18 protein-coding genes and 1 riboswitch are annotated in these 19,117 nt (G+C 59.2%); of the genes, 11 read left to right on the forward strand and 7 right to left on the reverse strand.

Features of this window, described 5'->3' with window-relative positions:
- Window positions 1-124 precede the first annotated feature (124 nt).
- Complete coding sequence (locus ABJ076_RS01050) at window positions 125-760, forward strand: putative 2OG-Fe(II) oxygenase (protein ID WP_348188427.1); 636 nt, start codon at window positions 125-127, stop codon at window positions 758-760.
- A 3-nt stretch (window positions 761-763) separates the two neighbouring features.
- Here the strand turns inward: ABJ076_RS01050 and ABJ076_RS01055 are convergent, their stop codons facing one another.
- Window positions 764-1,141, reverse strand: a complete 378-nt coding sequence (locus ABJ076_RS01055; RefSeq protein WP_348188429.1) for a hypothetical protein — start codon at window positions 1,139-1,141, stop codon at window positions 764-766.
- Between the two features lie 117 nt (window positions 1,142-1,258).
- Window positions 1,259-1,487: riboswitch (cobalamin riboswitch) on the forward strand.
- Window positions 1,488-1,589: 102 nt separating this feature from the next.
- Here ABJ076_RS01055 and cobW point away from each other — a divergent pair.
- Genes cobW through cobO form a run of 3 tightly spaced genes read left to right on the forward strand, consistent with a single transcriptional unit; the run spans window position 1,590 to window position 7,114 of the window.
- Window positions 1,590-2,618, forward strand: a complete 1,029-nt coding sequence (cobW, locus tag ABJ076_RS01060) for a cobalamin biosynthesis protein CobW (RefSeq protein ID WP_348202575.1) — start codon at window positions 1,590-1,592, stop codon at window positions 2,616-2,618.
- A gap of 36 nt (window positions 2,619-2,654) precedes the next feature.
- The gene (gene cobN, locus ABJ076_RS01065) at window positions 2,655-6,413 is read left to right on the forward strand and encodes a cobaltochelatase subunit CobN (protein ID WP_348202576.1); all 3,759 of its coding nucleotides are present in this window, start codon (window positions 2,655-2,657) and stop codon (window positions 6,411-6,413) included.
- Window positions 6,414-6,463: 50 nt separating this feature from the next.
- Entirely contained in the window at window positions 6,464-7,114 is a 651-nt protein-coding gene (gene cobO / locus ABJ076_RS01070; RefSeq protein WP_348202577.1) for a cob(I)yrinic acid a,c-diamide adenosyltransferase, read from the forward strand.
- 14 nt (window positions 7,115-7,128) lie between these two features.
- On the opposite strand, the gene ABJ076_RS01075 is transcribed toward cobO, so the two are convergent.
- The 3 genes from ABJ076_RS01075 to ABJ076_RS01085 all read right to left on the reverse strand — a co-directional run bounded on the left by ABJ076_RS01075 (window position 7,129) and on the right by ABJ076_RS01085 (window position 10,791).
- Window positions 7,129-8,418 (reverse strand): FAD-dependent oxidoreductase, encoded by a 1,290-nt coding sequence (locus ABJ076_RS01075; RefSeq protein ID WP_348191535.1) that lies wholly within the window; start codon window positions 8,416-8,418, stop codon window positions 7,129-7,131.
- A gap of 180 nt (window positions 8,419-8,598) precedes the next feature.
- Window positions 8,599-9,822 (reverse strand): adenylate/guanylate cyclase domain-containing protein, encoded by a 1,224-nt coding sequence (locus ABJ076_RS01080; protein WP_348191533.1) that lies wholly within the window; start codon window positions 9,820-9,822, stop codon window positions 8,599-8,601.
- Between the two features lie 84 nt (window positions 9,823-9,906).
- Window positions 9,907-10,791 (reverse strand): SDR family oxidoreductase, encoded by an 885-nt coding sequence (locus ABJ076_RS01085; protein ID WP_348191531.1) that lies wholly within the window; start codon window positions 10,789-10,791, stop codon window positions 9,907-9,909.
- 133 nt (window positions 10,792-10,924) lie between these two features.
- On the opposite strand from ABJ076_RS01085, the gene ABJ076_RS01090 reads away from it, so the two are divergent.
- The 7 genes from ABJ076_RS01090 (at window position 10,925) to ABJ076_RS01120 (ending at window position 16,278) form a co-directional block, all read left to right on the forward strand.
- Entirely contained in the window at window positions 10,925-11,059 is a 135-nt protein-coding gene (locus ABJ076_RS01090) for a hypothetical protein (protein WP_348191529.1), read from the forward strand.
- Complete coding sequence (locus tag ABJ076_RS01095) at window positions 11,050-11,955, forward strand: NAD(P)-dependent oxidoreductase (protein WP_348191527.1); 906 nt, start codon at window positions 11,050-11,052, stop codon at window positions 11,953-11,955. Before ABJ076_RS01090 ends, ABJ076_RS01095 begins: the two co-directional genes overlap by 10 nt.
- Window positions 11,956-12,123: 168 nt before the next feature.
- On the forward strand, window positions 12,124-12,906 hold the full coding sequence (locus ABJ076_RS01100) for a phytanoyl-CoA dioxygenase family protein (RefSeq protein WP_348191524.1): 783 nt from the start codon (window positions 12,124-12,126) through the stop codon (window positions 12,904-12,906).
- Between the two features lie 746 nt (window positions 12,907-13,652).
- On the forward strand, window positions 13,653-14,174 hold the full coding sequence (locus ABJ076_RS01105) for an SIS domain-containing protein (RefSeq protein WP_348202587.1): 522 nt from the start codon (window positions 13,653-13,655) through the stop codon (window positions 14,172-14,174).
- The gene (locus ABJ076_RS01110; RefSeq protein ID WP_348191519.1) at window positions 14,174-14,926 is read left to right on the forward strand and encodes a transaldolase; all 753 of its coding nucleotides are present in this window, start codon (window positions 14,174-14,176) and stop codon (window positions 14,924-14,926) included. Before ABJ076_RS01105 ends, ABJ076_RS01110 begins: the two co-directional genes overlap by 1 nt.
- A 46-nt stretch (window positions 14,927-14,972) precedes the next feature.
- A complete protein-coding gene (locus ABJ076_RS01115) occupies window positions 14,973-15,986 on the forward strand; it encodes an SDR family oxidoreductase (protein WP_348191516.1) in 1,014 nt (337 codons plus the stop codon).
- A gap of 34 nt (window positions 15,987-16,020) precedes the next feature.
- Window positions 16,021-16,278, forward strand: a complete 258-nt coding sequence (locus tag ABJ076_RS01120; protein WP_348191513.1) for a hypothetical protein — start codon at window positions 16,021-16,023, stop codon at window positions 16,276-16,278.
- Between the two features lie 6 nt (window positions 16,279-16,284).
- On the opposite strand, the gene ABJ076_RS01125 is transcribed toward ABJ076_RS01120, so the two are convergent.
- Genes ABJ076_RS01125 through ABJ076_RS01135 form a run of 3 tightly spaced genes read right to left on the reverse strand, consistent with a single transcriptional unit; the run spans window position 16,285 to window position 19,115 of the window.
- Window positions 16,285-16,941: a class I SAM-dependent methyltransferase gene (locus tag ABJ076_RS01125; RefSeq protein WP_348191510.1), complete on the reverse strand. Its 657-nt coding sequence runs from the start codon at window positions 16,939-16,941 to the stop codon at window positions 16,285-16,287.
- Window positions 16,934-17,821 (reverse strand): NAD-dependent epimerase/dehydratase family protein, encoded by an 888-nt coding sequence (locus tag ABJ076_RS01130; RefSeq protein WP_348191507.1) that lies wholly within the window; start codon window positions 17,819-17,821, stop codon window positions 16,934-16,936. The genes ABJ076_RS01125 and ABJ076_RS01130 overlap by 8 nt, the downstream gene beginning before the upstream one ends.
- Before the next feature lies 1 nt (window position 17,822).
- Complete coding sequence (locus tag ABJ076_RS01135) at window positions 17,823-19,115, reverse strand: nucleotide sugar dehydrogenase (protein WP_348199178.1); 1,293 nt, start codon at window positions 19,113-19,115, stop codon at window positions 17,823-17,825.
- Window positions 19,116-19,117 lie beyond the last annotated feature (2 nt).

Genomic DNA, 19,117 nt, shown 5'->3' on the forward strand with positions numbered 1-19,117 from the left:
AACTGCTAGCCATGCCTTTCCCCGCTTTAACAGAATAGCCACACAGCGCGGTTTGACCAGCGCCCCCACCCGCGTGTTAAGGAAGATGAAGTCGAATAGAATTGAGATTGTCCGGAGCCGCACTATGGAACTGAAATTCGATTCTCGTACGGATATTCTTGAGGTCTTCCCGACCAGGTTGTTCATGTTTGCAATCGACGGCTGCACGCCATTGAACGATGCATTGAAGGCCGCCGTTCTGACGCGTGAAACATCCGCACAGCCAAATGCCGGTGGCGTTATCGGCGGCTGGCGATCCGGCGGTGATCTGTTCGACTGGCCGGACAAAGGGATCGACACCATTCGGCAAACCGCCCTCGGCGCCGCCCAGACTGTTGTGCCGCAGATCGCCGGAGGTGACTGCACATTCGATGTCAGGCTCTTTGGCTCAGCGACGGTGCTACGCTACGGCGCCTACGAAAAAAGCCATTTGAAACCGGGGCATCATCTGACGATGATCTATACGGTGGAGGCTGGCGATACACCCAACGCCGACGCACCCGAGAGTGGGACCATAGAGATCGATGATCCCCGTGGTGCCGCATCTCTGACTGGACTGCCCATAGATCCTGTTGGCAGCCCCTTGCGCGTCGCCCCCAAGAACGGTCAGCTCACGGTTTTCCCGAGCTGGCTCACTTTCCGCACGAACCCATACTACGGGGATGGCGAGCGCGTGACACTGACACTCACGGCAGAAATCCTGAACATGAAACGGTCCTGATTTTCAGACAGAAATATTGACCAGAGAGCCTCGCTGAAGGTCTTCAGCAAGAGCCACCCGTTCGGCTCCCTCCGCCTCGGACAAAGTCCGGCGGCGCTGGTCGGCACGGTCTGAAGCAGCAGAGACTGCACTTTGCGCATCGCTTAATTCGGCCTCGCGCCGGGCGACGACATCCTCTGCCGAACGCAGCGCGGACTGGGCTTGCGAGACGGCGGCACTCTGTTGGTTGGATGACCCGAGCACTGCACTGGCAGCAACGGCCGAGCTGTTCTCCGCAGCCACAGGTGCTGGCGATTCAGCGGGCGCGTTTGCTTGCCCCGTTCCATTGCGGTTCAGGGTACTGAGTTGAGGCGCTATCGAAGCCGTCGCTGTGATGGCCATTTCTGGATGTCCGGTTCCGGCCCGCCGGGGCGGGGCTTCCCTTCGATATAGTCATGAATGTAGACGATTTAAGCCTCTCCGTCGACGCGCTCCCTTGACACTGCCCCCGCGCCGTCCGACAAGGGATTTGCTGACGGTTCCCACCCTTTCATTCGGAGGGGGGATCAAAAGGGAACGCGGACGGTCTAGCATCCGTGCCAGATCAAGCCGCGGCTGCCCCCGCAACTGTAGCCGGCGAGCGGTCTGTCCCAAAGCCACTGGACGCAGGATTTCCTGCATCCGGGAAGGCGGACAGAACGTTATGACCCGGCGAGCCAGGAGACCTGCCGTCAGCATCGTCGCCCGCCTTGATCCGGGGTGTGATCTGGGCACGGTCTTCCGTTCGGTGACGAGAGCGCAACGCACCGGCCCAAGGCATTTGCCGCGGAAGGCCCAGGAGACAGAAGACATGACAGAGAAAATTCCCGCCACCGTCATCACCGGCTTTCTTGGTGCCGGCAAAACCAGCCTGATCCGGCATCTGGTGGAAAATAACGGCGGCCGCCGCTTCGCCTTCATCATCAACGAATTCGGCGATCTCGGCGTCGACAGGGAACTGCTGACGGGTTGCGGCATAGAGGGTTGCAGTGACGATGACGTGGTGGAACTCGCCAACGGCTGCATCTGTTGCACCGTAGCGGACGACTTCTTGCCCGCCATCGAAGCCATTCTGGCGCGCCCGGAACGCCCCGATCACATCATCATCGAGACATCCGGCCTCGCCCTGCCGAAGCCGCTGGTGAAAGCCTTCGCCTGGCCGGAAGTACGCACCCGCACGACGGTCGATGGCGTGGTTACGGTGATCGACGCGGCCGCTGTTTCAGAAGGCCGCTTCGCCGACGATCACGACGCGGTACAGGATCAACGTACGGCGGACGAGTCACTCGACCATGAAAGCCCGCTGGAAGAGCTGTTCGAGGAACAGCTTCAGTGCGCCGACATGGTAGTACTGAACAAGACAGACCTGCTGGACGACGCGGGGCTCGCGAAAGTACACGAGACTGTCGCGCCCTATCTCAGGAGCGCGGTGAAGACCATCACCAGCGCCCATGGGCGGCTTGGTGCGGACGTGCTGCTCGGCCTTGGCGCGGCAGCGGAAGACGACCTCGACAGCCGCCCCTCGCATCATGACGACGGGCATGAACACGACCACGAGGATTTCGACAGCTTCGTGATGCCGCTCGGCGTCGTCGATGACGCCGACGCACTTGAGGAACGCATCATCGCCGCCGTCGAGAGTCACGATATCCTGCGCGTAAAAGGCTTTCTCGACATTCCGGGCAAGCCGATGCGACAAGTGATCCAGGGCGTCGGACCGCGTATCCAGCGCTATTTCGACCGCGACTGGCAGGCAGGAGAGACACGCGCCTCCCGTCTCGTGGTGATCGGCCATCACGGGCTCGACCGGGACGCCATCTCCAGCGCCATCGCCGGGTAACACCCACCCCGCAGACTCGCATAAGGCGGAGGCTCCATGCATCTCCTCGCGGCTACTCCCGGCTCGGTCACCGACGGCAGCGAAGCTGTTGATCTCGGCCAGACGCCAGGCGATATCCTGTTCCTGAGCGCAGCGGACACTGAACTTGCCTGCCTCGCCCAGGGCTATGCGCAGGTGACAACAAATCACGACTGCACTTTCCCCAGCCTGCGGCTGGCGAATCTGATGCAGCTCGGGCACAATCTTTCCGTCGACCTCTATGTCGAGGAAATGGTTGCCCACGCAAAGCTCGTCGTGGTGCGGGTGATCGGCGGAACCGGCTATTGGCCCTATGGCGTCGAGCAGCTCGCGGCCATCTGCCGGAAGAAGAAGATCCCACTCGCCTTCCTGCCCGGCGACGATCAGCCAGACCCGGAATTGACCGGGTATGGCAGCCTCGATATGGCCGCCACCCAGCGGCTCTGGCGCTACATGATCGAGGGCGGGATCGGCAATGCCGCCGAGGCCATCCGTTTCGCCGCCAGCCTGATCGGAACCGAGACTGAATGGCGCGAACCTGCGCCGCTGCCGAAGGCAGGATATTACCTGCCCGGCCGGGCTCATCCGTCTCTGGAAGATGTACTGGCCGCTTTCGAACCTGACGCGCACCCGGCGCCTATCGTGTTTTACCGGGCGCTGGTGCAGGCCGGGAACACCGCCCCGGTCGACGCCCTGATCGAGGCGATGCGCATTCAAGGTCTTGCCCCGGTACCGATCTTCGTTTCCAGCCTGAAAGACCCGGTTTCCGCCGGCCTCGTGCGTGGTGCCATCGAGCAGGCACCGCCGGGCGTGATCCTGAACGCCACCGGGTTTGCCGTCTCCAAGCCGGGCGCCCCCGGCGCTGAAACCCCGTTCGACGGCGGCGACTGCACGGTGCTGCAGGTTATCTTCTCCGGCGGAAACCGGGAGAGTTGGGAGGCCTCGACCAACGGCCTTTCCGCCCGCGACATCGCCATGAACGTGGCCCTGCCGGAAGTCGACGGGCGGGTGCTGACCCGCGCCGTTTCTTTCAAGGCGGAAGCCCGGCGGGACGATGCGACGGAATGCTCCCTCGTCACGTACGAGCCCGTCCCGGATCGCATTACCTTCACGGCGAGGCTCGCAGCGTCTTGGGCCAGCCTGCGCGCGGCCACTCCGAAAGACCGCAAGCTGGCCATCGTCCTTGCCAATTACCCGAACAAGGACGGGCGGCTCGGCAACGGCGTCGGGCTGGACACCCCGGCCGGCACGGTCACCGTGCTGCGGGCGCTGGCCGAGGCCCGCTATGGAATTCGCGATATCCCGATCAACGGCGATGCCCTGATCGGCCGACTCTCCGTCGGGCCGACCAACGATCTCTCCGACCGGGCCACCCGCAAGGGCGGCGCGCTGCTGTCCCTCACCGATTACAAAGCTGCTTACGACAAACTCTCGGAGACTGTCCGTACCGAGATCGAGGAGCGCTGGGGCGCGCCCGAGAGCGATCCCTTTGTCTCCGGCGATGCCTTCCAGCTTTCGGTACTCAGTCTCGGCAACGTGCTCGTCGGCATCCAGCCAGCACGCGGCTATAATATCGACCCGACCGAGACCTATCACTCCCCGGACCTGGTTCCGCCGCACGGCTATCTCGCCTTCTATATCTGGCTGCGTGAGCAGTTCGGCGCCCACGCGATCGTGCATATGGGCAAGCACGGCAACATGGAATGGCTGCCGGGAAAATCACTGGCTCTGTCCGAAAGCTGCTATCCTGAAGCCGTATTCGGCCCAATGCCGCATCTCTACCCCTTCATCGTCAACGATCCGGGCGAGGGCACACAGGCGAAGCGCCGCTCCGCCGCCGTCATCATCGATCATCTGACACCACCGCTGACCCGTGCGGAGAGCTACGGACCGCTGAAAGAGCTGGAAGCGCTGGTGGACGAATATTATCAGGCTGCCGGGGTCGATCCGCGCCGCCTGAAGCTGTTGTCACAGCAGATCCTGGAAAAGATGGCCGCCATTGGCATCGACAAGGATCTCGGCCTCTCCGACAGGGATGACGAGGCAGAGAAACTGAACCGGCTGGACGGTTATTTGTGCGAGCTGAAGGAACTTCAGATCCGCGATGGTCTGCACATCTTCGGTGCCGCTCCGGAGGGCCGCCTGCTGGAGGATCTGCTGACCGCGCTGGTCCGTGTGCCGCGCGGTAAGGGCGACGGCGGCGACGCCTCCCTGCAGCGGGCGCTGGCCCGTGACCTCGAACTTGAGCTGGATGGCGAGCCCTTCGACCCGCTGGCCGCCGACATGGGACTGCCATGGAACGGTGCCCGTCCGGACGCACTTGCGGGTGTCGATGAGCAACTCTGGCGAACCCATGGCGACACGGTCGAGCGGCTGGAACTGCTGGCACACGATCTCATTGCCGGACGTCGGGAAGCGCCTCAGAGGTGGGAACGCACACGGTCCGTACTGGAGACAGTCGACTGCCATCTTCGCCCAACCGTCTCAAGCTGCGGTGATGCGGAACTGAAAGGCTTGCTGACCGGCCTCGCCGGGTGCTTCGTTGTGCCCGGTTCCTCCGGCGCGCCGACACGCGGACGGCCGGACGTGCTGCCGACGGGCCGGAATTTCTATTCCGTCGATACCCGCGCGGTACCGACCCCAGCCGCCTGGCAGCTCGGCTGGAAATCCGCCTGCCTGCTGCTGGACCGCTACCGGCAGGAGAACGGTGCCTGGCCGGAGCGGCTGGCGATCTCTGCGTGGGGCACGGCAAACATGCGGACCGGCGGCGACGATATCGCCCAGGCCCTCGCCCTGATGGGCGTGAAGCCGGAATGGGACGTCGCCAGCGGCCGCGTCACCGGCTTCGAGATCCTGCCAACCTCCGTGCTCGACCGGCCACGCGTCGATGTCACTTTCCGCGTCTCCGGCTTCTTCCGGGATGCCTTCCCCTATCAGATCGACCTGCTGGACAGCGCCGCCCGTGCGGTTGCGAAGCTGGATGAGCCCGCAGCACAGAACCCGCTCGCAGCACGCTACAAAGCCGATGCGGACGCGTTCGAGAAAGCTGGCGCCAGTCGCGAGGCGGCGGAGAAGCAGGCCGGTTATCGCGTCTTCGGCTCCAAGCCCGGCGCCTATGGCGCGGGCCTGCAGGCGATGATCAACGAGCAGCTCTGGGAAAATGAGGAAGACCTCGCAAACGCCTATGTCGCCTGGGGCGGTTATGCCTATGGCCAGGGCGCCGAGGGCGAGGCCGCGCATGCGCTGTTCGAGTCGCGCCTGAAGGATGTGGAGCTGGTGCTGCACAATCAGGACAACCGCGAGCACGACCTGCTCGACAGCGACGATTACTACCAGTTCGAGGGCGGCATCACCGCCGCGATCCGGCATCTTTCGGGTGCCCAGCCGACGGTCTATCACAACGACCATTCCCGGCCTGAACATCCGCGTATCCGCTCGCTCGAAGAGGAAGTCGCCCGCGTTGTGCGAGCACGGGTGGTCAATCCGAAATGGATCGCGGGCGTGATGCGGCACGGCTACAAAGGCGCCTTCGAGATGGCGGCGACCGTCGATTACATGTTCGCCTTCGCCGCCACCGCGCGCTGCGTTGGCGATCACCATTTCGATGCCGTATTCGATGCCTATCTCGGCGATAACGAAGTCCGCACTTTTCTGGAACGGCATAATCCGGCTGCACTGAAGGAAATGGCGGCGAAACTCAGGGAAGCGCTGGATCGTGGGCTATGGCGTCCGCGCCGGAACGCAGCGCATGAGGAATTAATGGCGCTTGCCGGTTGACCCACGCGGGTCGCCGGGCACCACGATGGACGGCAACAGGGAGTGAAGCGATGAGCGACGAAAATACCGAGACCGGAACTGAGACCGACAACGAGATTGATCCGGAAAAGGCCGCCCGCCACGCCGAGAAAATGGCGAAGAAGAAGGCTGCCCGGAACAAGATCATGGCCACCAAAACTGAGACCGGAGGCCTGCTGATCGTCCATACCGGCAAGGGCAAGGGCAAGAGCACGGCCGCCTTCGGCATGGTCTGCCGGGCCCTTGGCCATGACATGAATGTCGGCGTCGTGCAGTTCGTCAAAGGCAAGTGGGAGACCGGTGAGCGCAAGGTGCTGGAAGCCTTCGCGGATCAGATCTCCATCCGCACCATGGGCGAGGGCTTCACCTGGGACACCCAGGACCTGAACCGGGACATCGCAGCCGCCCGCGCCGCTTGGGAGCAGGCGAAGGAGCTGATGGCCGATCCCGAAATCGACATGGTGCTGATGGACGAGCTGAATATCGTCCTGCGCTACGATTACCTGCCGCTAGAAGAAGTTGTCGAGACCCTGAAGAACAAGCGTCCGGACCTCCATGTCATCGTCACCGGCCGGAACGCCAAGGAAGAGCTGATCGAAGCGGCCCATTTGGTCACCGAGATGACCCAGATCAAGCATCCCTTCCGTCAGGGCTTCAAGGCCCAAGCGGGGATTGAGTTTTAAGCCGGGATCGAGTTCTAGGACGACAGCAGAGACAGCCGGGACCTCAGGGTCGATGCAATGCCGTTGATCTTCGGGTCTCGGGCATAGCTCTCCCATGCCCCGTCGACGAAATTGAGATAGCGCGTCATGCAGAGGCCACGGAAAGCGTCGAACCGCGCACGATCCGCCGGAGAGAAGAAGATATGGCGCCGCTGTGGCTGCTGGACCGCGATCTCGATCCGGACATCGCCATAGAACGACCGGCTGATCTCCTGCACATGCGCCTGCAAATCCGGCAGACTCCACCCGTCCGGCACATGTTCCACCGTGACGCAGTGCCCACCCTCGCGCGGATAGGTGAAAATACGCGTTACCGGGCTGCCGGTGCTGTAGACCTGCATATAATGCGGATCGGCAGGAAGCCCGGGGCCGAAGATGTGACCCGCACTTACAGTGACATCGACAAAATGATCATCAAGACGCCCCAATCCGGCAGCGGCAATCACAGGGGTCGGGTTGGCTGCCCAGACGACCAGATCCGGCCGCGAGGCCTCTCCGCGCAGCCTCAGGATGGCAGTGTCATTCTCGAACCGAGGCACCACCGGTTGCCCTTTATGAATGGCGACACCTGCCTCGGTCAAAACGCTTTCGAAGACGTCAAAGAATGCATTGTAACCATTGACCGGCAGACTGCCGATAGGCCGCCCCTCGCCCCGGACAGTGCGCGGTAAGCCCAGCAGATCGCCCGCAACGGGAGAGTTGGCCTTGAGAGCATCGACTGCTTTATCGTCACCGCGCAGATAGAGGCGGCCGAGCTGAACATAGTAGGCGTTCCCCGCATCGATCGCTTCCGGATCGGCTCCGAGATGTCTGAGCCATCCAAGCACGGCCTCTCCGATCGCCGGTGGATAGCAGCGCATCCGGTCCGCCAGACTGGCGCGTGCGCGGTAGGTCTCAAGATCGGCAAGACCATCCGTCGGAGCATCGAAAACCGGCGACTCGAAATCCTCATGTGAGACGGGACCGAAACCGAGATCCGTGTAGGAGCCTTGATAATGTTCAAACCTGTAAAGACTGGCTTGCAGCGTGTCGGGCAAAGCCTTGTGCCACGCCTGCTCCGTTCGCAGATACTGGCAGCCGTTGAAATACCATTTCCCGTCGCTCTCGAGGTCCCGAAGGATGCCGCCAAGCAGCGGTTTAGCCTCGTAAAGTGTCACCTGAAACCCGAGACGAGCAAGATCGAGAGCCGTCGCGCAACCGGTGATGCCACCGCCGACAACAGCAGCTGTTTTAGCGCCCCGCGCCGTATCGCCACACATCGTCATTACCTCGCCCGAGGGGCCGGGTCGGTTTCGACATCAGATATCAACAAAGCGGCATTCAGGGGCACTCGGCGATCCTCTTCACGCGCCGGCACTCTGGTATCGAGGCCGACCATCTCTGCAATCCTATAGGAAGAGGCCTATCAGGAGGCAACCCGCGTCTTCATTATGCGGCACACAGTCTCACGCCGGGACGAAGATATCCTGCGTGCCGGGCAGGCCGCGCAGACTGAAATCGCCAAGTTTGCGGACGGGAACCGGCAGGCATTCGGCGAAGGTCTTCGACATCAGGATCGGCTCGTGCAGGGTGCGGCACTTGGCGCCGAGCCGGGCAGCAAGATTCACGTCCTTGCCGATCACTGTGAAATCCAGCCTCTCGCCGGAGCCGACATTGCCGAAAGCAACCTTGCCGTGATGCAGGGCAACACCCGCCTTGACCTCGACATCCGCTCCCCATTGCGCGGTGTCCAACGCATCGAGACAGGCCTGCCCTTCTATCGCGGCCTCAAGCGCACCGCCCCGGCATAGCTGACACTCCCCGATACCCGAGGGATCCTGGAAAATCGCAAGAATCCCGTCACCGGTAAATTTCAGCACCTCGCCGCCATGTTTCAGGATCGGCGGGATGATGCAGTCGTAATAGGCGTCCAGCAGCTCCACTGTCTGCTTGTCGCCGAGCCGGTCCGACAGCAGAGTGAAATCGCGCATGTCCGCGACCAGAATCGCCGCTTCCATCTTGTTGACCACACCACGCCGGACCTCACCAGCAAGGATACGGCCGCCGGGCTCCCGCCCGACATACATGGCGAGCACATCGTCCATGCTGCGATAGACGGACATCAGCTCCAGCACGATCTTCGCCGTCGGCATGGTGTGCCGAAGCAAGGCTATATCCCGCTCGGAGAAACCGTTCGGCTCTCGACTGGCAAACGTCAGGGCATTACGCATGCCATTGGCGAAGATAACCGGCACACAAATGTAGTCCGAGTATCCGAGCGCCTTGAGATCAGAAAGAATCGGGAATTCCGCCGCACTCTTCTCGTCAATCGCTCGATGCAGCCAACTCCCGGTCTCATGCACCAGACGGAGCGGGCTATCGTGATAGATCCTGGCATTCCCGGGCGCATAATGCCACGGCTTAACCTCGGTCTCCTGTCCCAGACGCCACTCGCAATGCACGCCTTCCTTGATCGCGTGCAGAACCATCAGGATCGCCGTGCCACGCTCGACGGGAACACCGGCCAGAGCCAGACGGCGGCAAAACTCATCCCAGAGTCGTCCGAGATCACAGCCTTCGCGGGATACCAGCAACAACCAGTCGGATATTTCACGCGCGACCAGCACATCCTCGGCGCTGAGGATAAACGGCAGAGCTGCCGGGCGGGCAGAGTCGGTAATTGTTCTCATGCGCGGGTAAATGGGGCGAGCGGGGCGCCACAGCAAGCTGTTTCACGAACCCTTGTTCAAAGCCCTTCGTTTTGTGACTAAGCGCTACAATTCAGACTGAAGAATCGACTGCAGTCCTTCTCGATATGTTGGGTACGCCAGCTTAACGCCAAGTTCGGATTTGATCCGCCCGGTATCGAGCCTTTTGCACTCAGAGTAAAACGACCGGGCCATCGGAGACAATTCCGCGCTATCGAACGGTATCGGCTCCGGCGGCTCCATTCCCAGAAGCGCTGCCGCATAGCGGATGACATCCCCACTGGGGCAAGCTTCATCATCCGCGACATTGTAAATCTGGCCATGGTTCGGTCGCTGCATCGAGGCCAGCAATATGGTCCCGATATCGTCGACATGGATGCGGTTGAAGACCTGACCGGGCTTGTCGATGATCCGCGCTTTGCCGGAGCGCAACTGGTCTATGGCGCTCCGGCCGGGTCCGTAAATCCCCGAGAGCCGGAACACCTGAACGGGGGCGCCCTTATTATCGACCCATGCACGTTCCGCAGCTAGGCGTCTTTTGCCGCGTGTAGAGCCGGGATTAGGGTCGTCATCCTCATGCACTAAGGCGCCGCCACGGTCACCATAGACAGCCGGCGTCGAGAGATAGCCAACCCAACGAAGCGATGGTGCGTGCGACACCCAGTCCAGCTCCGCAGCCAAAGCCGGATCTCCTTCAGGTCCCGGAGGAATGGAACCGATGACATGTGTCACATCCGCAAAAGCTCTTTTGTCGAGCGTGTCTCCAGAGACGCCACCAAAAAGCGATGCTTCGATTCCGTCCTGTCTGAGGATGTCAGCTCCATCGTCTGACCGGGTCGTCCCAGAAACACGCCATCCCTGGTTCAGAAGCCGTTGCGCCAAGCGGTGGCAGGTATAACCAGCACCAAAGCAAAACAGGTGCCCCGGCGCAAGATTGGATGGAAAAGGCATCTCGGACAAATCGCTCAGACTCACTTCCAGAGGGCACACTTGCCAGAGTGGCAACAGTCCGGCGTTCTTTACCGGAATTAGCGATTCTGTTACTCGCTAAGTTTAGGAAGAGTCCACAAATTAGAAGGCATTCATGGCCGTGCAAGTCGCAAAGACATTGAATCTCCAGAGTGAAGAAGAGGTACGCGATGGCCATGCTCGCATCCTGCTTACGCGCGCCGCCGTCAAAACAGAACTTGGCGCTTTCTTCGGACTGCGATGGCTGTGACCAAATCGGTTATCGTCACCGGTGCCGGATCGTTTCTGGGCGAATATGTGCTCAAGGCACTTGATGCGGCAGAAATAGACACAATTGCCCTTTCCCGGCAGGCGGTAGCCGCATGCAGACGCTACGGCCTGTCGGCGAGGGTTAAGCCGGTTGATGTTGATCTGTCTGCTCCCAGACTAAATTGGTCCCTGCCTCTGGACAGACCGCATACAATTATCAACCTTGCTTTCGACCGTATGGTGGCAAACAGCAGCGCGCATGGTGCTGAAATTAACGAACGGCTTACACGCAACGTCCTCCGTCTTTGCCGAGCCTCTAAAGACTCCAAGATCGTTAATGCATCGAGTATGTCGGTATATGGAAAGCCGGAAGGCGGACTGGTTTCCGAAGACACTGCGCCATTATTTCCGTCAGACTATGGAATTGCAAAACTGCAGGCGGAACAGCTCTTCGCCGACGCGCCGGAAGTCGTTTCTGCTGTTTCAATCAGGCTTCCCGCCCTTCTGGGACGCGACGCCCATTCTGAAAACTGGCTGGTGCGCGTAGCACAGAGCTTGATACAGAACGAAGACCTGACCTACTCCTCGCCGCACTTCAGATTCAACAACGCGGTCATGGCATCGGACGTAGCAATGTTCTTCGTCGGACTTGCCATGAGAGACACTTTGCCCCCCGACGTCAGAGTGCCCATTGGATCCGCCCCAGGTCCATGCCTCGCAGACATCCTGGAACAGATGCGGAGCGATCTCAATTCGAAGTCCAGGCTGAAAATCCTGCCATCAAAAACCTCATCCTTCGGAATTGACAATTCCGCTGCTAAAAAACTTGGCTACCGCCCCCGCGATGTAATGGAAACAATCAAGCTGTTTGTTCAGGATTTCGCCCAAAACGCTTAAAGACATGCTCAATCAACAGAGGCACTCCAGCGCACTTCATCTGATTGGCACGACAAAGGGACTGGACAGCGAAAGCCTACGCCAGCAGCAATCATTGTGCCGCTAAAACGGTTATCATATTATTGGGGGTAATATAAAAACCTTCCCTTAGATTAGAGTGACATCGGAATGCTTGAACTCAGTCCGGAACAGTTAATAGACTATAAAAAATCAGGAATTTTCTCTTTTAAGATGCACCAGGAAAGCAGCCGATTAATTTCGGATGTTCGAGCACGGGTGAACAGCTATTTTTCTGAGCCATCGCAGCATTACGCATTAATGAGTGATTATACCTACCGGACGATCGTCGCCGAAGCGCAAGATGAAATAAACGCCCTCTCTTTGACAACTGAGTTTTGCCGCATCGAGAAACAAAGAATCAAAGAAATTCTTCAAATTGATGATTTACTGGTCACCAGAACTTCATATCTTCGGGCAACGCGGCCAAATAAAAAACAAACCCAGGAAAGTGTCGGATTTCACCGAGAATCGTTCTGGCATGAAAATATGAAATATGGTGTTAATATTTGGATTCCACTACTCAACGTAACACCTCTTAATAGTTTGCAGTACGTTCCCGAGAGTCAGAAAATTTCTGATTCGAATATTGAAACTATAAACGAAGGCGAAAAGAGCAGCACAGTTGAAAAACATTCAGCAGGCCACAAAATCGGGCTGCTTTATGATGTTAAAACCATTACGGGAGGTGTTGATTTTTCAAATATTAAGCGAATCTCCCTGCCCGAGGACCATTATGTAATCTTCGACACCAATCTCATTCACGGCGCAGCAAGTAACGAGAGCACACACATCCGCTTCAGTCTCGACTTTCGAGTTCTCCCGAGTGGCAAGGTCGACGAGAATCCCAGCAACTTCGCGTCACAAGGGAAAATGTGGACCCGCTTCGAATAGCTTCACGATGTGACAACGAAGCACAGGTTATGACGAATGGCACGCTCCTCTCATTCTCGAAGTCTCTGATAACGGATTGGAATTTCTGCTAACTCTCACCCGCGATCGTCTGTACGCAGGCCGCTCCTTTCAGGTGAGCGACGCCCTGAGGCTAGCATTCTTTTCGTCCAGAACCGGGAACGCCTTGGTCATGTATGGCGAAGGCTTGGAAGCTTCGAACAGAATGGACGCTTTCCGGTCAGATAAAGAACAGCCTTGATAGTACCGTCCGTAGCGGAACTGGCACGGCAGAATCAGATGTTCGAGAAAGGCTACCAGCCATCGCCTCCGGCAAAGGCCCCACGGTATGTGCGCCCAAGCCTCAGATGGTGATCGGACGCAGCCAATTGCACGAGAAATCCTTCCGCGACGGCGACCGGTCGAGCTTCCGATTGGCCGAACAGTGCAGGCCGCCCCCAAACGCCAAAGCCAATCGGGCCCCGTCTGTTTGAAGCATGCAGAAATACGCATTCAGGACCACAGAAAGACCACTCTCCTATCCGTCAATGACGGAGCCGACCTGTGAGATTCACCAAAGAATGGCAACGGCTTGAAACTTGCATCACCCGTCCAATTCTGGGAAAATCGTCCATGTGGTCTCGCTTTCCCAGTTTCGATGCGAAACGGGATGTTTGGAGATAGGTTTGCCGCATATTCAGCGTTTTCTTGAACTAGCAGGCGAAGTTTGCCGGTCCCTCAATCCAACGGTGATAGAGGACATGGCGTTAACCCTTAAACGCGTTCGTGAAGGCGGCGGTCGCCTGTTTATTCTCGGCGTCGGCGGCAGCGCCGGAAATGCAAGTCATGCGGTGAACGATTTCCGCAAGCTCTGCGGTATCGAAGCCTACGCTCCGACCGATAATGTTTCCGAACTCACGGCCCGCACCAACGATGAAGGATGGGAAACCGTCTTTCGTGAGTGGCTGAAGACCAGCCGGGCACGTGCTCAGGACGCGTTGCTGATATTTTCAGTCGGCGGCGGCGATGCTGAGCGCGGTGTTTCAATGAATTTGGTACATGCAATCGATCTGGCTCGCGACCGCGGCATGACAATCTGCTCTATTGTCGGACGCGATCAGGGCCACGCGGCACAGCACAGCACCCACGCAATCATCGTTCCTCAGGTTGACCCGACCCTGGTCACTCCGATTTCAGAGGCGTTTCAGTCGGTGATTTGGCACGCCCTTGTAAGCCACCCGGAATTGCAGATTGCCGAGACGACATGGTGATGTCAGAGCGCACAGACGCCCTCTCCATGGCTTCCATCTCCGCCCTTTCCGTTGCTGTCTATGCCGACGGCGCCGACCTTGAGACCATCGCGGCGCGCGCCAAGGACCCTTTGATCAAGGGGTTCACAACAAACCCGACCCTCATGCGCAAGAGCGGTATCCAGGACTACGAACGCTTCGCCAAGGACGCGCTTGCTCTGGTTGATGGCCGGCCGATCAGCTTTGAGGTTTTCGCCGACGATTTTCCGACAATGGAAAAACAGGCCCGGCGGATTGCCTCATGGGGCAGCAATATCTCCGTGAAGATTCCGGTTTCCAACACGAGAGGCGAGTCCGCAACCTCGCTGATCCATCTGCTATCCGCCGAAGGCATCCCGGTAAATGTAACGGCGATCATGACCGAGGCGCAGGTCGAGGCCATCAGTGCGGCATTGAATGCCGACACACCGGCAATCGTCTCCGTGTTTGCCGGTCGTATCGCCGATACCGGCCGCGACCCCGTGCCCACAATGCAGCGCTGCAAGAGCCTTCTCAGTGACAAGCCAGCAGCGAAACTGCTCTGGGCGAGCCCCCGTGAAGTGCTGAATCTGTTCCAGGCCGATGCCGCCGGCTGTGACATCATCACAGTGACCGACGACCTGCTCATGAAGTTGGTTTATATCGGCAAGGATCTGGACGAGTTCTCTCTGGAGACAGTGAAAATGTTCTTCGATGACGCGACATCAGCGGCCTACGACATCGTCGTCGATTAGAATTTAGAGTAAGTCTGAAGCAGACAAATTCAGGGGAGTGTACCAGTTGGCAAATCGATTCAAGAAGGTCCTGGTTACGGGTGGGGCCGGATATGTGGGAAGCCTGCTGATACCCCAGCTGCTGGATCAAGGCTACGAAGTCATATCGTACGACATTCAATTCTTCGGAGATGACTTTCTGCCGAAGAACGATCCCAAGCTGACCTCGGTTAAAGGTGATATCCGCGACACAGCGGCCCTCTCGGAAGCCCTCAAGGGCTGTGACGCGGTAATCAATCTCGCTTGTATCTCCAACGATGCCAGTTTCGAGCTGAACGAGTCGCTGAGTGAAACCATCAATTTCGATGCGTTCGAACCGATGGTGATCGCCGCCAAAGCCGCTGGCGTAAAGCGCTTCGTCTATGCCTCCTCCAGCTCGGTTTACGGCGTCTCTGACGCGCCCGACGTGAAGGAAGATCACCCGCTGCTGCCACTGACCCTCTATAACAAGTTCAAGGGCATGTGCGAGCCGCTGCTGTTCCAGCATCAGAGCCCGGATTTCGTCTGCGTCACCATCCGGCCGGCCACAGTCTGTGGCTACGGCCCGCGCCAGCGTCTCGATCTCTCGGTCAACATTCTGACCAATCACGCCATCAATAACGGCAAGATCACCGTGTTCGGCGGCGACCAGCTGCGCCCGAACCTGCACATTCAGGACATGTGCAATCTCTACAAGCTGCTGCTTGAAGTCGAGGACGAGAAAATCGCCGGCGAGACCTTCAATGCCGGCTACCAGAACCAGTCGATCATGGATATCGCCAAGATCGTCAAGAAGGTGGTCGAGCAGGAAATGCCGGAGCTTGGGGACATCGAACTGGTCACCACGCCGAGCGATGACAACCGCTCCTACCACATCAATTCCGACAAGATCGCGGAGAAGCTCGGCTTCCGACCGGCACATTCCATTGAGGACGCCGTCCGTGATCTCGTCACCGCGTTCAAGGCAGCCAAGCTGCCCGAGCCGATGACCGACGATTTCTATTACAACGTCAAAAGACTCAAGGCGATCAACGCGTCCTGACCATGTCCTGCCGAGATTCCGGAGCTGCCGCAGAGTGGCTCAGGATCACGCGATCTTCCGGACAGGCGGAGAGAAAAGAGTAACATGGGAGAACCTGAACTCGGCACCTCATCCCTCCGGTCAGCCTGCCATGCCGACACCGCCGCCTCAGGCCTTGAGCGAGCATTTCCATCCGCGCGTCATTGATACAGCGGAAGCGGGGGCGGTAACTTTCGGAGCCAAGGTCCGGCTCGCCGAGTCCAAGGCAGGCAAGTGGCACAACGTGCCAGAACCAAGCTTCACTGGACCCTAATGAACTCTACGAGATAATTGTCCAGGCCCAGTCACCCTGGTAGCCGGCTTCCTTGAAAACATCGAGCCAGCCATCCGGGTAATCATGGAACTCCGCCGTCAGTACCCAGTCTTCAAAGACGGCCTTCTGCTCAGGCGTGCGATAAGAATCCACACGGACGAAGGCATTGCCCTTGCCGACCCTGACGATCTCGCGGAGCGCCCGGATCGCGCCATCCCTCTTCTGATTGTGAATCACATCCAGCCCAAGCACGAGATCGAAGATCCCATCCGGAAAAGGCAGGAACTCACAATTACCGAGATGCAGCCGCCCGCCTACCTCCGGCGGGCAATGCTTCAGGGCATATTCCGAGATATCGAGGCCGAATACCTCAAGTCCGGAACAGGCATAGAGCAAGTCCTTGACCAAGAACCCTTTCGCGCACCCGACATCGAGCACCCGCATTCCCGGCTTCAACCCATAATGCGCAATGATATCCCGGGCGACCGGCTGCCACCGTCCGTCATAGCGGTACCCGCCATAGCCGTATTCCCGCGGCCCGTCGAAATAAAGCTCCCCGAATTGCTTGGAGAGCCGAACAACTTCCGGGTCCTTGCCGATCGTGCGCTGCTGGAGGTTCCGTTTGGTCTTCGGCAGCGCCCTCAGAAGATCGATCTCAGGCATCGCGCATCCCCCTCGACAGCGTCTTCTTCAGCCCCTCTTCAAGCGGCGTGAACCGAAAGTCAGGAAATGCGCGGGCCACATTGGCCGGATCGAACGCCCGATAGCCATTATGCGGCATCGCACCCTGTCGCGGCTGACCGATCACCGCACTCGACGATCTACACAGACGGATCACGGTCTCGGCGATGTCACAAAAGGCGTGAACGGCGCCGGTCGCGGCGTTGATCACGCCGGTGCTGCGGCGGAGCACCATCCGCCGGACCAGATCCGCAACGTCATCGACAAGAACATGATCGCGACGCTCCTCGCCTTCTCCGAAAAGCCGGATTTCCTCGTTCGCGTCAGCAAGCCGCATGAAGCGGTTTGGGCCATAGCCGTTATGCGGGTCGGAGGCTCCGTAAATCAGGGTCGGCCGGATAATCCCAAGCGGTACATCGAGCTCGGCCGCCAGCGCGACTTCACGGGCGAGATGCATGGCGCCGTGCAGGCTGGCCGGCTCGGCGACGGCACTTTCCGACATCGGGTAGAGGACGTCGCGATAGACTGCGTCGGAGCTGACATTGATCAGATGCGCAGGCACCTTCACACGGAGAGCCTCGATAACATTCGCAACAATCGTCATGTTGTCGCGGAGCATGGCGGTATTCCGCACAGGTGCCATGGCAGACACGAAGACAACCGTATCGCCTGGCTCAAGAAACGCGGACAATTTGTCCGCCGCATCAGTGGCAAGAAGATCGACATCGGACCGGCCGATCGACGCTACCGCGACGCCTTCCTTTTCCAACGCGTCGACCACCGCCCCGCCGACGAAGCCAGCCCCGCCAATAACCGCGACACGGCCTGGAAGAACATTGCTCTCGTTCAGATGTTTCAGCATGTCAGTCACTTCCCAATGGTCGGCCGAGCACGAAATGTGCAAATCCCATTGAACGCGCAGCGGAATTGTCCAACAGGCCGTAAGGATCGACCACAGCGCGTCCCCGCATTACTTCCGCAAGACGGCTGATATTCAACTTCCGAAATTCGGGCCACGGTGTTGTCAGGAAGAGCACATCGGCTTCCCGGCAGGCCTCCAGCGCACTCTCACAATGTGTCAGCTCCGGAAGCGCGTCAGCCTGCACCACTGGATCATAAGCCATGATCTCGGCGTCGCCGCCGAGGTTTTCGAGCAGAGCAAGAGATGGCGCATTCTTCAAGGAGTGGGTGTTTTCCTTATAGGCGAGTCCCAACACCGCAAGACGTGGTGCAGCACGGATCATCGGACGAATCAGATCCCGGTACGTCCTGAATGGCCAGTCCTTGCGCCATTTGCTGTTCGTCAACCAAGCCTCGACCACGCCCGCATCCGTGTCCTTCGCTTCCGCGAACCGGATGACGGTCGCGAGATCACGCTCCAGATTGCCTCCTGAAAGACCAAGGCCCGGCGTGAGGTATGAATATTGGCCAATTCGTCGATCAAGTTTCAGAGCCGGGACTATCTCCGACCAGTCAGCACCGATCCGCTCGCAAAGCTCCGCCAACGTATTCGCCGTTGATACGGACGCGACAAGACAGCAGTTGATTGAGATCTTCGCCAGCTCCGCACTCTCGTAGCGCATCGGCAGGATCGGGCACTCAAATGCGCCGAGCAGCGCCGTATAGGATTCCGGTAGCGGCCTCGTCGCATCGGCACAGCCGACGATATACCGCTCGGGATAGCGTGCCCGCTCGATTGCCCGACCGAAGACGAGCGTCTCAACCTGGTAAAAAAGGCGCTCTGTAGGGAAATCTAGCGCACGCGTGAAACCTGGCGGCACCTGACAGAGAATAACCAACAAGGCATCAGGGCCAAGCTCGGGCATGACCCGGTCCAACAAAGCTCGAATCTGCGTCAGGTCGGACTGGCCCTCATCATCCGTCGGCACATCGACGGAGATGTAGACGATATCGGCCCGTCCAAGATCGGAGACTTGAGCCGAGAAATTCAGGCGCTTCTTGTTCCCGGACAGCATCTCCGGCAGATCAGGTTCCATCACGGGAAGTTTTCCCCGGCCAAGCCGGCTTGCCTCTTCTTCCGTTTCAGCGAAACCGACCACCTCAAAGCCAAGATCCGCGACGGCGACGGCGGAGGTCAGGCCGAGATGGGTCATCCCTGCAAACCCGATAACGGGCTTTGTCACACCACTTGGCATTG

The sequence above is a fragment of the Nisaea sp. genome, from assembly GCF_039990255.1.
Classification (GTDB): Bacteria; Pseudomonadota; Alphaproteobacteria; order Thalassobaculales; family Thalassobaculaceae; genus Nisaea.

Bases quoted from the DNA above. Each gene is read 5' to 3' on its own strand.
- ABJ076_RS01050 (WP_348188427.1), top strand. From the start codon at position 125: ATGGAACTGAAATTCGATTCTCGTACGGATATTCTTGAGGTCTTCCCG.
- ABJ076_RS01055 (WP_348188429.1), bottom strand. From the start codon at position 1,141: ATGGCCATCACAGCGACGGCTTCGATAGCGCCTCAACTCAGTACCCTG.
- cobW (WP_348202575.1), top strand. From the start codon at position 1,590: ATGACAGAGAAAATTCCCGCCACCGTCATCACCGGCTTTCTTGGTGCC.
- cobN (WP_348202576.1), top strand. From the start codon at position 2,655: ATGCATCTCCTCGCGGCTACTCCCGGCTCGGTCACCGACGGCAGCGAA.
- cobO (WP_348202577.1), top strand. From the start codon at position 6,464: ATGAGCGACGAAAATACCGAGACCGGAACTGAGACCGACAACGAGATT.
- ABJ076_RS01075 (WP_348191535.1), bottom strand. From the start codon at position 8,418: ATGACGATGTGTGGCGATACGGCGCGGGGCGCTAAAACAGCTGCTGTT.
- ABJ076_RS01080 (WP_348191533.1), bottom strand. From the start codon at position 9,822: ATGAGAACAATTACCGACTCTGCCCGCCCGGCAGCTCTGCCGTTTATC.
- ABJ076_RS01085 (WP_348191531.1), bottom strand. From the start codon at position 10,791: ATGCCTTTTCCATCCAATCTTGCGCCGGGGCACCTGTTTTGCTTTGGT.
- ABJ076_RS01090 (WP_348191529.1), top strand. From the start codon at position 10,925: ATGGCCGTGCAAGTCGCAAAGACATTGAATCTCCAGAGTGAAGAAGAG.
- ABJ076_RS01095 (WP_348191527.1), top strand. From the start codon at position 11,050: ATGGCTGTGACCAAATCGGTTATCGTCACCGGTGCCGGATCGTTTCTG.
- ABJ076_RS01100 (WP_348191524.1), top strand. From the start codon at position 12,124: ATGCTTGAACTCAGTCCGGAACAGTTAATAGACTATAAAAAATCAGGA.
- ABJ076_RS01110 (WP_348191519.1), top strand. From the start codon at position 14,174: ATGTCAGAGCGCACAGACGCCCTCTCCATGGCTTCCATCTCCGCCCTT.
- ABJ076_RS01125 (WP_348191510.1), bottom strand. From the start codon at position 16,941: ATGCCTGAGATCGATCTTCTGAGGGCGCTGCCGAAGACCAAACGGAAC.
- ABJ076_RS01130 (WP_348191507.1), bottom strand. From the start codon at position 17,821: ATGCTGAAACATCTGAACGAGAGCAATGTTCTTCCAGGCCGTGTCGCG.
- ABJ076_RS01135 (WP_348199178.1), bottom strand. From the start codon at position 19,115: ATGCCAAGTGGTGTGACAAAGCCCGTTATCGGGTTTGCAGGGATGACC.